This is a genomic window from Enterococcus sp. DIV0170, from assembly GCF_051710765.1.
GTDB classification, from domain to species: Bacteria; Bacillota; Bacilli; order Lactobacillales; family Enterococcaceae; genus Enterococcus_A; species Enterococcus_A raffinosus.
Map to the genome: position 1 here is coordinate 1209971 of NZ_JBIOLG010000001.1, position 13714 is coordinate 1223684.

Genomic DNA, 13714 nt, shown 5'->3' on the forward strand with positions numbered 1-13714 from the left:
AAGGAGCCCTTAAAATTGTCTATCCTTTTTAAGGGTTCTTTTGTTACACTTAATTATGTTAATGAAAACGTTTTTTTGGAGGGGTAGAGATGATTTTATTAAAGGCAAAAAAAGTAATCACTGGTGATGGGAAGACAATCATTGAAGACGGTGGTGTTGTTTTTGAAAATGACACGATTAAGGCTGTAGGAAAGGCAGAAAAATTATCTGCAGAATTTCCGCAGGCCGAAATCCGAGATTATGGCAACGGGACTATTTTACCAGGGTTGATGGATGCCCATATCCACCTTGGCTATTATTGGACGCAGCCAGATTTGCATCGATACAATGATTTTATGATTGCCTATTATGTACAAAAGCAAGCAGAAATGTGTTTGTCTAAGGGAGTCACAACGATTCGTGATTGTTGTGGGCCGCAATTTTTATTAGAAACACTTCGACTAGCCGCTGAGAAAGGATTTGTTAAAGCCCCACGTATATTACATACCGATCGAGGAATATGCATAACTGGAGGTCATGGTCACGAAGATGGTATTGAAGAGGTTGATGGTGTTGAAAATATACGGCATACGATTCGACGTCAAAAGAAAGATGGAGCCGATTGGATTAAGTTATTAACGACAAATCGTGACGACATTTGTGAGTTTACACAAGAGGAGTTAGATGCGGGCGTTGCCGAAGCACATCGTCTTGGTTTGAAATGTGTGGTACATTCAGGAACGCAACCAGGAATTCAGATGTGTATTGATGCGGGCTTTGATACGATTGAGCATGGAAATTTCTTAACTGTTGAGCAAGCAAAACAAATGGTGAAGAATCACCAATCATGGACTCCGACAATGTTTGCGTACCATTTTCTTGCAGAATACAATCAAAAGGTTCAAGAAGTTGGCATTGATCATTCAAATCAATCAACCGAAACGTATTCACATCATTTGGATTTTTTCGAAAGTTCGGTTCAGGCTTACTCAGAAAACTTCAAAGCAATTTACGATGAGGGAGTAACCATCTTAGCTGGAACGGACATGGTAATGCTTGAAGCACCAAGTGTCCCGATTGTAGAAGAGCTAGAATTGATGGTGCGATATGGTTTATCGCCAATCGAAGCTATCCAGACGGCTACACAAAATCCAGCGAAAATTTTTGATTTATCTCATCTTACTGGTGAATTGAAAAGCGGCTTACAAGCAGATATTCTGGTAGTTACTGGTGACGCTGCTTCCGACATTGAGGCACTCCGGAATGTTCAGCAAGTCTATCTTGCAGGAACAGAAGTCTAAAATTACCCGTCAAAATGTTTGCGCATTTTGACGGGTAAAATCCGTTAAACTAATTTTTTCGCTTTCTCTGTATTTGCGAAATGGAGTTTAACGTATTTACTTAATAATTCGGTTCCTCCTTGACGTATCAGATCAGCAGCTAATTCATCAGAAGGTTTGCCCGCACCTGAAGGAACTTTTCTTCCGAGTTCAACAGAAGCTTTGTCTAATTCTTCAAGGAAGCTTGCACGACTGATGATTGAAGCAGCTGCCACCGCTAGATGATATTGTTCACCTTTAGTGACAAAATAGATTTTTTGATTAACACGCTGTGCTTCTTGTTTAACATACTTCATGTAATTGGCTTCTGAAGTAAATTGGTCAATTAGTATTGCATCAGGTTTAACTGGCTCAATCTCTTCTAGTAATATACGAATGGCTTGATTGTGTAAAGCAACCTTCATGCGTACCGCATTATATTTTGGTTGAATCTCATTGTATTTTTCTGGATTAACAACTAGTAATTTGTATGGGATCAGCTTTTTAATAGTAATTGCCATTTTACGAATTTGATCATCAGTCAGCATTTTTGAATCTTTCACGCCGAGTTTCTTTAAGGGGGAAAGGTGTTCTTTGTCTACATATGCTGCACAGACACATAGGGGGCCGAAGTAGCTGCCGTTTCCAACTTCATCACTGCCGAGAACGGATAGCGATGAAAAGTTTTCGGGCAGACTGGTGCTTTTCTTTACTGTTGATGATTCTGATTTTCCCCATTTTGCGGCCTCCTGTTCAGCATTGTTTCCTTGAAACAATACTTTTCCAGAGGTGTAGGCGGTGATGCTTGTGCCATTCTTTTTTGCTGAAAACTCACTATAGGGTGCTTTTTTGTTTAGCAAGTAATCAGTGTAATAGGATTTCAGCTTTTGGATTTCAGTTTTTGATAGTTTTAAAACAGTAGAACTCATAAATTTTTCTCTTTTCTTTAAGTTAATTGGCTTTTAATTGATGAAAGTTGTACATATGAAAGGTTTTAGCATATAATATATTAGTATTTTTAAAACTGAGTAAATAAAAAATTGTATTAGGAAGGTTGATCGATATGGCGCAAAATCGCTATAAGGCAATCGTTGCCGGTCAGACTTATACTATCATTGGACAAGAATCCAAGCAACATATGGATATGGTTACCGCTTTGGTCAATGAGCAGTTAAATGAGATCATGTCATTATCCCCTGAAATCACACAAGAAAAAGCTGCGATGTTGCTAGCGATAAATGCGATCTCAGATCAATTAAAAAAACAAGAAGCGTTAATGAAACTGGAAAAGCAGCAGTATACGCTTGATGGACAAGCTGCACATAATTTGGAATTAGAAAATCGCATTAAGAAAATTGAAGCAATTGAAGCCGAAGCCAAAGAAATTATGCGGAAAAATGGAAAAGAAAATGTTCCAATCCGGAATCACGTTGAAGCACAACAGATTGTTAATGAAAATCGAAAACGTGAGATTCAAAAAAGAGCGGCAAATAAATAAGTGAGGGATACTATGTTAACATTGGTAATTTTATTTGCACTACTGCTATCTTTTTATGTGGGTTATCGACGTGGCGCAGCTTATCAGATAGTGTTTACTGTTGGATATTTACTATCATTTATCGTTGCACGGATGTATTATCAACAATTAGGTTCTCATCTAGACCTTTTTGTTCCCTATCCATCCGTTACAAGTAATTCTAAAATGATTTATTATTCAGTTGAACAAGCATTTAATCTGGACAAGGCCTTTTATGCTGGAGTTGCATTCGTTATGATTTTAATAGCCGGATGGTTAGTGACACATTTAATTGCAATCTTCTTTAAAGATTTGTTGTTTAAGGTGATCATTCCTCAGTATGATGGCATTGTTGCTGGGATTTTACAATTGATTGTTTGTTATGTGTCTATTTTTTTGATTTTGAAATTAGTCAGCTTCGTACCGATGGCCTTAATTCAAAATCAGTTAGAGGGTAGTTGGTATGCTCGTTTTATGGTTGAGCATTCACTATTTTTAAGTTCTCATTTTGATAACTTATGGGTGACAAAAATTATTGGATAAAGTAAAAACCGGGACGCTGTTTGACAGGTTTCGGTTTATTTATGTATAGAAGGTGAAAAAATGAATGAACGTATTCTAAAAACATTAGAATTTGACCAAGTAATGAAAATGATTCAGCAACACTTAACGACGGAGCAAGGTGAGGAAGAAATCCGACAATTAACACCTTCTAGCGATGAAGATATTGTTCAAGCTTGGTTGGATGAAACAAAAGATGGAATGAAAGTCCAACGGCTACGAGGTGGGCTGCCGATTCCTAAATTAAATAATATTAAGCCGCATATGAAACGAATTGAGATCGGTGCGAATCTTAATGGATTAGAATTAGCTGAGGTTTCTCGTGTTCTGTCAACAACTAGCGAACTTGTTCGTTTTATTGAAGATTTAAAAGACAGTGAATTAGAATTTCTACGAATTTATTTTTGGGAAGAGCAATTGACGACTCTACCAGAATTAAGTGGCAAATTACGTCGTTCTATAGAAGAAGATGGAAGAGTTCGAGATGAGGCTTCATCAGAACTGCGTACTATCCGAAATCAGATTCGTCGGAGTGAGCAAACAATTCGTGAGCAATTAGACGGCTTGATTCGTGGGAAAAATGCGAAATATTTAAGTGACAGTCTTATTACCATGCGGAATGACCGCTATGTTATTCCTGTAAAGCAAGAGTATCGCGGTATTTTTGGCGGAGTTGTTCATGATCAAAGCGCTTCAGGTCAAACACTTTTTATGGAACCTAAGCAAGTTGTTGAATTAAATAATCGATTACGTCAACAGCAAATTGCTGAGAGAACAGAGATTGAACGAATTTTAGCTGAATTATCCGCTGAGTTAGTTGCTCCACGTAAAGATATTTTACACAATGCTTATGTTCTCGGTCGTTTTGATTTAATGAATGCAAAAGCACGATTTGCCAAAACTTTAAAGGCAGTTGTTCCAACTATCAATAAAGAAAACCATGTTTTCTTTAAGCAGGCTCGACATCCATTATTGGATCAGGAAAAAGCGGTGGCAAATGATCTGATGATTGGAGAAGACTTTCAAGCTGTCGTAATTACTGGACCGAATACGGGTGGGAAGACCATTTCCTTAAAAACACTTGGTCTTTTACAATTGATGGGACAAGCAGGCTTGCCAATCCCTGTAGCAGAAGAAAGTGAAATGGCCATTTTCGAGGAAGTTTTTGCAGATATAGGTGATGAACAATCTATTGAACAAAGTTTATCGACGTTCTCTTCTCATATGACAAATATTGTATCAATACTAGATAAGATTGACGAACATAGTTTAGTACTTTTTGATGAACTTGGGGCTGGAACAGACCCTCAAGAAGGAGCAGCTTTGGCGATTGCGATCTTAGATGCAGTTGGTGCGAAATCAGCATATGTGATGGCGACGACCCACTATCCTGAGCTGAAAATTTATGGCTATAATCGTTCAAACACAATTAATGCAAGCATGGAGTTCGATGTGGATACACTAAGTCCAACTTACCGTTTATTGATTGGGGTACCCGGACGAAGCAATGCTTTTGAAATTTCTCGACGACTTGGCTTGGATCCTTTGGTGATCGAAAGTGCGAAACAAATTATCGATGAGGAAAGCCAAGACTTAAATGAAATGATTTCGGATTTAGAAAATCAACGTAAAGCTACAGAGACGGAATACCTAGAAATTAGACACTATGTAGAGGAGTCTGAGAGACTTTATCGTGATTTGAAAAACGCTTATACGTATTTCTTTGATGAGCGTGAGAAGGAAATGGAAAAAGCGCGCAAAGAAGCAAATAAGCTTGTTACAGAAGCAGAAGAAAAAGCTGAAAAAATTATTAAAGATATTCGTCAAATGCAGTTGGATGGTCAAGGAACGATAAAAGAACACCAATTGATTGATGCAAAGTCACAACTAGCTGACTTAAAACAAGATGAGCAATTAAAGAAAAATAAGGTTTTACAAAAAGCGAAGGCAAAGAAACAGTTCAAGCCAAATGATGAAGTGATCGTAGAAACGTATGGTCAGCGCGGAACGTTAATTCAAAAGGTTGGAAATAATGAGTGGCAAGTTCAACTAGGAATTTTGAAAATGACTGTTTCCGAAGACGATATGACATTAACTACACCTGTTGAAGAACCGAAACAACGTGTAGTCACAGGCGTGCAACGCGGAGCCAGTGCTCGTGTGAAACCAGAATTGGATTTGCGAGGCAAACGGTACGAAGAAGCCCTGGCCGAAGTTGATCAATATATTGATGCGGCGCTTTTAGCGAATTTTGCTCAAGTGAGAATCATTCATGGAAAAGGTACTGGTGCTTTACGTAAAGGTATTACAGATTATCTCAAAAATAATCGTAATGTTCAGAGCTTTGAATTTGCTCCGGCGAATCAAGGCGGAAGCGGTGCAACTGTAGTTACTTTTAAATAGTTTACAAGTGTAAGCAGAAGAGTAGCGAAGAAAATGCGACCGTGATATACTACTTTTAGTAAGAAAAAGAAATACCTGTTTTTATGGTATTCGATTTATAATAGGAGGAATTCAAATGTCACAAGTAGTTACTGATAAAACTTTTAACGAAGAAACAGATAACGGTCTTGTTTTAATCGACTTTTGGGCAACCTGGTGTGGTCCTTGTCGCATGCAAGCACCGATCTTAGAACAATTATCCGAAGAATACGACGAAGATGAATTTAGAGTTGTAAAAATGGATGTAGATGAGAATCCTGAAACTCCAGCATCATTTGGAATCATGAGCATTCCAACGCTTGTATTGAAAAAAGATGGACAAGTTGTTGACAAAGTTATTGGTGTTCACACAAAGGATCAATTAAAAGAGCTTATCCAAGCTCACATGTAAGAAAATGAGCTGGACGTTATGTCCAGCTTTTTTCAATTGAATTTTTACGTTTTTATTCGTACTAAAGGATTGATTTTACTATAAGCTGTTTAGTAGGATAGTATGCATGATAAGAATATAAGTAGCTATGTAGCTATGTAGCTACCCTAGAGTTTTGAACGTTTAGATTAATGTAGGAATAAACCTTGGTAACAATCAGATTATTAAAGAGGATTGTTTAACTATAGGCAGCTTTGGAGGATAGCAACTTATGAATGAACGAATAAAAAATAAATTAGCACTATTACCAGATCAACCTGGCTGCTATTTGATGAAAGATAAAAATGGGACGATTATTTACGTAGGAAAGGCTAAAATTTTAAAAAATCGTGTTCGTTCTTACTTTACAGGTAGTCATAACACTAAGACGGAGCGACTAGTCAGTGAGATTGTAGATTTTGAATATATTGTGACAGAATCAAATATCGAAGCTTTGTTGCTTGAAATTAATCTAATCAAAAAAAATGATCCTAAGTACAATATTATGTTGAAGGATGACAAGACGTATCCTTTTTTAAAAATTACAAATGAAAAATATCCGCGATTAATGATTACTCGTAAGGTTTTAAAGGATAAAGCTCATTATTTTGGTCCCTATCCTGATGTAAATGCCGCAAATGAAACAAAGAAATTATTGGATCGACTTTTTCCACTGAGAAAATGCAAGCCATCACAGAAAACTCCTTGTCTCTATTATCATTTAGGACAATGCTTGTGTCCCTACGCGTTTCACGTTGATCCTCAAGTTTACAAAGATATGGTAGAAGAGATAAAGAATTTCTTGAATGGCGGCCACACAGAGATTCAAGATCAAATAAAAGAGAAGATGAATCAAGCAGCAGCAGACATGGAGTTTGAAAAAGCTGCGGAATATCGGGATCAAATCAGAGCGATTGAAACAGTTATGACGAAGCAGAAAATGACGAATACGGATTTAGTCGATCGTGATATATTCGGTTATGCTACTGACAAAGGGTGGATGTGTGTTCAGGTTTTCTTTGTACGTCAAGGAAAGTTGATCGAACGGGATGTTTCGATGTTTCCTTTTTACAACGATGCAGAGGAAGATTTTCTTACATATATCGGTCAGTTTTATCAGGAGAATGAGCATTTTATTCCAAAAGAGGTATTGATTCCCGATAATATCGATAAAGTAAGTGTGGAAGCAATGTTAGACACAAAAGTTCTGCAGCCACAACGTGGTGACAAGAAAAAACTTGTTAAGTTGGCGGGAAAAAATGCACAAGTAGCTTTAAATGAAAAATTTGATTTAATTGGCCGCAGTGAAGCTCGAACAATCGGTGCGGTGGAAAAATTGGGTGATGCTATGAATATTCCAGCTCCTATTCGTATTGAAGCCTTTGATAATTCAAATATTATGGGGACGGATCCAGTTTCAGCAATGGTTGTCTTTATTGATGGGAAACCAGCTAAAAAAGAATATCGTAAGTATAAAATTAAAACAGTCAAGGGCCCCGATGACTATGCTTCAATGCGAGAGGTTATTTATCGGCGTTATTCACGTGTTCTGAAAGAAGGTCTACCTTTTCCAGATCTTATTGTGATTGATGGGGGAAAAGGCCAAGTAGATGTAGCAAAAGATGTGTTAGCCAATCAATTAGGGATAGATATTCCCATTGCTGGTTTAGCAAAGGATGATAAGCACAAAACAAGTGAACTACTTTTTGGACCAGAATTGAATGTCGTTCCGTTAGAGCGCAACTCTCAGGAATTTTTCCTGCTTCAACGAATTCAGGATGAAGTTCACCGTTTCGCCATCACCTTTCATAGACAATTACGAAGTAAAAACAGCTTTGCCTCTAAGCTGGATAATATTGATGGTCTCGGGCCGAAACGAAAAAAAATGCTGTTAAAGGAATTCAAATCATTAAAGAATATTCAAGCAGCCTCAATTGATGAACTACAAAAAGTAGGGTTACCAAAAGTAGTAGCTGAAAACACCTATAATGAATTGCAAAAGAAATAATGTATAGTACCCTTTACATTAAATGTAAAGGATGCTATACTTTTTTTGTATCATATGTAAAGCGCGCTATACATTGAGGGGGGATTATTTGCAAAATCGAATTCAAACCTTACGTAAAGAACGTAAGCTGACCCAAAATGAGTTGGCGAATTATCTAGAAGTAACGCGACAAACCATTATTTCTTTAGAGAACGGAAAATACAATGCTTCGTTAATTTTAGCCCATAAGATTTCCCGTTTTTTTGGCTTAACAATTGAAGAGGTGTTCATTTTCGATGAGGAGGACGAGGAATGAAAGAGCTATCCAAGGCAGACCGTGAATATGCAGAGAAATTACGAAAGCAGAGTAAAATTTATTTAGTGACGATTTTGTTTATGTTAAGTTGTTCTGGCATATTATTTGTTGGAACGAATTGGTATAAATTAAAAATAAGTGAACATGCTGTTGGATATTTGCTAGGTTTCTTTCTTTCAATAAGTGTTGCCTTCATTATTTTTATTTTTAGAAATCAACGTACAATACGTAACCCTGAAAAATTGAAACAACAACGGATTGCTAGAACGGATGAACGTAACCTAGAAATTTCAAATATGGCTTTAAAAGTAACTGCGTATATACTTGCGGTTGTTTTAGTAATGTTAAGTATGATTGGCAGCTTTATTTCAGAGAGTTTGATGATTACTGCGAGCAGCTTGCTTTATGTTTTTCTATTCAGCTATCTGATTTGTTGTCTTTATTTTAGAAAGAAATTATAAGGAGTGAAAAAATGTTAAAGGTTGAGAGTTTGAGTAAAAGTTTCGGATCATACAAAGCGTTAGATAATATGAATTTTACGATCGAAGATGGAAAGATTTTAGGATTGATTGGGCAGAATGGAGCAGGAAAAACTACAACATTTCGTTTAATTCTAGATTTCCTATCAAAAGATTCGGGGAGTGTTCTGTGGGATGGACATGAATTATCTGGTAACGACTATAACATCATTGGTTATTTGCCAGAAGAACGTGGGCTTTATCCCAAGGTTACAATTGAAAATCAGTTGCTTTTCTTTGCCTCTTTGAGAGGAAAAAGCAAACAGGAAATAGCACCAAAAATTGATGAATGGATGGAAAAGTTTCAGGTCAAAGGGAAAAAAACAGATAAGGTAAAATCTTTATCGAAAGGGAATCAACAGAAAGTTCAATTAATTTCAACTCTGATTCATGAACCGAAGTTAGTCATTTTAGATGAACCATTCAGTGGGTTAGATCCGGTGAATGCCGAATTACTAAAGAATGGCATTATTGAACTAAAAGAGAAGGGATCTTGCGTTATATTTTCTAGTCATAATATGGATAACGTAGAAAAAATTTGTGATCACCTGATTATGTTGAGAAATGGCGAAACTGTTCTAAATGGGAAGGTTCATGAAATCCGTGAGTCTTTTGGACGTAGTAAATTATATTTAGATTCTCATTTGAAAAAAGAGGACATAGAAGCCTTTGCTGGTGTGCATACTGTGATTCAAAAAGAGGATGGTAGTTTTGATATTACTTTGGAAAATCCAGATGCTGGACAAGACATCTTTAATCAAGCGACTAAAGACGGTTATATTCCAATGTTTAATCAACAACCGCCAACACTAGAAGAAATTTTTAAATGGAAAGCAGGTGCCGTAAATGAGTAAAATGGGGATTATTATAAAAGATGTCTATAAAAAGAATGTAAAATCAACCGCCTTCGTCATTATGATCCTTGCACCATTTTTAGTTATGGGCATTTTCTATTTATCACAACATTTCTTTGGAGATGCTAATGATATTAATAAAATTGGTATTGTCAGTGATCAGCCAGCAGTAGCAGAACAATTAGCAAAGACAAAAAGTGAGGATTACAGCTTCAAAATAATATCCTCCGATAAAAAAGCGCAAAAACAATTAGAAGATAAGAAGGTTGATGCTTATCTTGATCTTAAGATGAGTCAGGAGAATGTTTCAGGAAAGCTCTATAGTAAAGCTTCTCTAGGGACCTCGACTGAGACGCAGTTGCAGCAGATTTTAAGTTCAATGCAAGCGACTATTCGTGCCAATCAGTTAAATTTAACAACTGCACAAGTACAGAAGGTTATGGAGCCGGCAAAATTCGAATCTACTAAAGTGACTTTTGAGAATGGAAAGATGCAAAGTGATGGGGGAGATTCAGGAACCCAGTTTATTTTGAGTTTTTTAACTACTATCATTATGTTTGTGTTTATTATTAGTTATTCGTCAATTATCGCTCAAGAAATTGCCTCAGAAAAAGGTACACGTATCATGGAAGTCCTACTGTCAAGTATGAAGGCAAAAACGCATTATTATGGGAAATTATTGGGTGTCTTGTTAGTGGCTTTAACCCAGTTATTAATTTACGGAGTAGCTGTCGTGTTTGGTTATCGACAATTCAAAGATGTTGCTATGGTAAAAGATCTTATCAATAACGTATCTATTAAATCGTTACTGGGAAGCGGTGCCTTGGCGATTATTGCCTTTATGTTGGTTGGGCTCTTTTTATACGCTGTTCTATCTGCCTTATGCGGCTCGTTAGTAAGCAAACCAGAGGATACTGCAAAAGCGATCCAACCAGTGATGTATCTTTCAATGATTGGTTATATGTTAGGTTTAATTTTAGGAACCTCTAATCCAACCAATGTAATCATCAAGGTTACTTCGTATATTCCATTTTTATCGTCGTACAGTATGCCGTTGCGTTTAGCATCAGGTACAGCCGCAATGTCCAGCGCATTTGTCTCTTTAGGAATTTTGATAGTCTTTACGATTTTACTGACACTTTTCTCAGCACAATTGTATAAGTCAAATGTCTTAGTCTATAGTGAAGGCGGTACGCTTAGTGCTTTGAAACAATCAATTTCTATTATGCAAAATGATCGGAAAAAGAAATAGACAAATCTGTTGACCGTTGAATCAAAGTCTTTCACAATAGAAATGAAACACAAACTAGAAGGAGGAAATTTGATGGATAAGATGAAAAAATTAGCAAATGGTCTCGAAATGCCTCGATTAGGTTTAGGTGTTTGGCGTGTGAATGATGATGATGCTACGAATTCTGTTAAATGGGCCATAAGTAATGGCTACCAACTGATTGATACAGCAGCTGTGTACAAAAATGAAGAAGGAGTTGGCGAGGGGATTCGTCAAGCTGGAGTGAACCGAGAAGATCTATTTATCACCACTAAGCTTTGGAATGCCGACCAAGGGTATGAATCTGCTCATCAAGCGTTTAATGATAGTCTAGAGCGTTTAGGACTAGACTATGTAGATTTATATTTGATCCATTGGCCTGTTGAAGGAAAATTCAATGATTCTTGGCGAGCAATGGAAGAAATTTATGAGAGCGGTCGTGCTAAAGCAATTGGTGTCTCAAACTTCCATCAGCACCACATTGAAGAATTAATGACAACGGCAAAAATTAAACCAATGGTGGATCAAATTGAACTACATCCGACCTTAACACAAGTTCAGCTACGTGACTTTTTGTCTAAAGAAGATATTGCTATTGAAGCATGGTCGCCGCTAGGACAAGGTAAGATATTACAAAACGAAACACTTGTTGAGATTGGACAAAAATATGATAAAACTGCTGCACAGGTAATTATTCGCTGGCATCTGCAGAGTGATATCATTGTTATTCCAAAATCTGTTCATGAAAATCGTATCAAAGAAAATTTTGACGTTTTTGATTTTGAACTGAGTGAAGAAGATATGAATCAAATAGATAGTTTAAATATTAATGAACGTCTTGGTGCCGATCCTGATAATTTTGATTTCTAATAAAGTTTTTAGAAGAAAAGTGACACGTATAACAGATATAATTCATATTTGTTATACGTGTTTTTTGTGTATTTTCCAATGAAAAATGCTGAATCTTTTCTGTCCATAAAAACAAGAATGAAAATTTTTTTAATTGAAAAAGAGTTTGTGAATTATTTTTATGATAGAATAACTAGAAAAAGGGAGGAATTTGATGGGTGATATTTTATTGAAAATTAATTCTGTGATTTGGGGAGCACCAATGATCGTCTTAATTTTAGGAATTGGTATTATTTTAACTGTTGGTTGCCGGATGATTCAAGTTCGTCGTTTGCCTCTTGCCCTGAAGTACATGGTGAAAAATGAAGAGGGTGGACAAGGAGATGTCACAAGTTTCCAAGCTTTATGTACAGCGCTATCAGCTACAATTGGTACAGGTAATATTGTAGGCGTTGCTACAGCAATTGTTGCGGGAGGTCCAGGTGCCCTGTTTTGGTTAGAGTTAGCTGGCTTGTTAGGAATGGCTACAAAGTATGCAGAGGGGCTACTGGCGGTTAAATACCGTACGTTTGATGACCATGGAAAAGCACTAGGTGGTCCATTCTATTACATTGAAAATGGGTTGGGACAAAAGTGGAAGTGGCTAGCGAAGATGTTTGCCTTTTTTGGAGCAATTGCTGGACTAATTGGAATTGGTACAATTGCTCAAATTAATGGGATTACTTCAGCGGCAGAAACTTTTTTTGATCCTAATAAAGTGAATACGATTACCCTTTTTGGTAATGAATATTCATGGGCAGTTATTCTCACGGGTATTGTGGTGACAGTTCTTGTTGCTGTTGTTCTAATTGGTGGTGTACAACGTATTGCAAGAGTGTCTGAGATTATTGTTCCTTTAATGATCGTCATTTATGTAGGACTTTGCTTGTTCATGATCATTGTGAATATCACAAAATTACCAGGAGTTATTATTGAAATTTTCCAAAGTGCGTTTGGCTTACGCGCAGTTTCTGGTGGTGCAATGGGGGCAATGATGATCGCCATGCAAAAAGGGATTGCTCGAGGAATCTTTTCAAATGAATCTGGATTAGGTAGTGCGCCAATTGCGGCAGCAGCTGCACAGTCGAAAGAACCTGTACGACAAGGTTTAGTATCTATGACGGGTACTTTTATTGATACGTTAGTTGTTTGTAATATGACTGGTATGGCAATTATTCTTACAGGGGCATGGGAAACTGGTCTAGAGGGTTCCGCAGTTACGATTTTTGCCTTCTCAGAAGCATTACCAATTTCGCAAACCATTGCGTCTTTATTATTAATGACATGTTTAGCATTTTTTGCCTTTACCACGATTTTAGGCTGGAATTACTACTCGGAGCGTTGTTTAAGTTATTTGACTGGAGGGAACACGAAGTTTTCATCAGCATTTCGTCTGGTTTATATCTTAGCGGTATTTATTGGGCCGTATTTGACAGTTTCTGCGGTATGGACAATTGCCGATATTTTTAATGGATTAATGGCATTTCCAAATATCATTGCCCTGATTTTACTAAGTCCTGTGGTATTTAAAGAGACAAAATCCTATTTTGAACGTTTGTCTACAGGTGAAACGACTGATTTATCAACATTCTCAGTATCAGAGACAACTATTGAAGATGACTAATAAAGAATAAAAGAAGCTATAGCAATTTTTT

13 protein-coding genes are annotated in these 13714 nt (G+C 36.9%); 12 read left to right on the plus strand and 1 reads right to left on the minus strand.

The genetic code is table 11. The features are described from left to right. The first annotated feature begins 89 nt into the window (after nt 1-89). Nucleotides 90-1280: an amidohydrolase family protein gene (locus IGI50_RS05840; protein WP_438776442.1), complete on the plus strand. Its 1191-nt coding sequence runs from the start codon at nt 90-92 to the stop codon at nt 1278-1280. A gap of 44 nt (nt 1281-1324) precedes the next feature. Here IGI50_RS05840 and rnhC read toward each other — a convergent pair whose 3' ends face one another. After that, nucleotides 1325-2227, minus strand: a complete 903-nt coding sequence (gene rnhC / locus IGI50_RS05845) for a ribonuclease HIII (protein WP_438776443.1) — start codon at nt 2225-2227, stop codon at nt 1325-1327. Between the two features lie 134 nt (nt 2228-2361). Between rnhC and zapA the strand changes: the two genes are divergently transcribed. The 11 genes from zapA (at nt 2362) to IGI50_RS05900 (ending at nt 13683) form a co-directional block, all read left to right on the plus strand. Then, entirely contained in the window at nt 2362-2796 is a 435-nt protein-coding gene (gene zapA / locus IGI50_RS05850; protein WP_010744487.1) for a cell division protein ZapA, read from the plus strand. 12 nt (nt 2797-2808) lie between these two features. After that, nucleotides 2809-3357: a CvpA family protein gene (locus IGI50_RS05855; RefSeq protein WP_218257068.1), complete on the plus strand. Its 549-nt coding sequence runs from the start codon at nt 2809-2811 to the stop codon at nt 3355-3357. A gap of 60 nt (nt 3358-3417) precedes the next feature. Next, nucleotides 3418-5778: an endonuclease MutS2 gene (locus IGI50_RS05860; protein WP_438776444.1), complete on the plus strand. Its 2361-nt coding sequence runs from the start codon at nt 3418-3420 to the stop codon at nt 5776-5778. Between the two features lie 115 nt (nt 5779-5893). Further along, nucleotides 5894-6208, plus strand: a complete 315-nt coding sequence (gene trxA / locus IGI50_RS05865) for a thioredoxin (RefSeq protein ID WP_010744490.1) — start codon at nt 5894-5896, stop codon at nt 6206-6208. 250 nt (nt 6209-6458) lie between these two features. After that, complete coding sequence (gene uvrC, locus IGI50_RS05870; protein WP_010744491.1) at nt 6459-8234, plus strand: excinuclease ABC subunit UvrC; 1776 nt, start codon at nt 6459-6461, stop codon at nt 8232-8234. 88 nt (nt 8235-8322) lie between these two features. Next, a complete protein-coding gene (locus IGI50_RS05875; RefSeq protein ID WP_010744492.1) occupies nt 8323-8529 on the plus strand; it encodes a helix-turn-helix transcriptional regulator in 207 nt (68 codons plus the stop codon). Next, nucleotides 8526-8990: a hypothetical protein gene (locus IGI50_RS05880; RefSeq protein WP_010744493.1), complete on the plus strand. Its 465-nt coding sequence runs from the start codon at nt 8526-8528 to the stop codon at nt 8988-8990. Before IGI50_RS05875 ends, IGI50_RS05880 begins: the two co-directional genes overlap by 4 nt. A gap of 11 nt (nt 8991-9001) precedes the next feature. After that, nucleotides 9002-9901 carry an ABC transporter ATP-binding protein gene (locus IGI50_RS05885; protein ID WP_438776445.1) on the plus strand — a complete coding sequence of 300 codons (900 nt, stop codon included), beginning with the start codon at nt 9002-9004 and terminating at the stop codon, nt 9899-9901. Next, nucleotides 9894-11153: an ABC transporter permease gene (locus tag IGI50_RS05890; protein WP_060789361.1), complete on the plus strand. Its 1260-nt coding sequence runs from the start codon at nt 9894-9896 to the stop codon at nt 11151-11153. Before IGI50_RS05885 ends, IGI50_RS05890 begins: the two co-directional genes overlap by 8 nt. A gap of 72 nt (nt 11154-11225) precedes the next feature. Beyond that, nucleotides 11226-12041 (plus strand): aldo/keto reductase, encoded by an 816-nt coding sequence (locus IGI50_RS05895; RefSeq protein ID WP_438776446.1) that lies wholly within the window; start codon nt 11226-11228, stop codon nt 12039-12041. Between the two features lie 193 nt (nt 12042-12234). Then, nucleotides 12235-13683, plus strand: coding sequence for an alanine/glycine:cation symporter family protein (locus tag IGI50_RS05900; RefSeq protein WP_438776447.1), 1449 nt, complete (start codon nt 12235-12237; stop codon nt 13681-13683). Nucleotides 13684-13714: the final 31 nt, after the last annotated feature.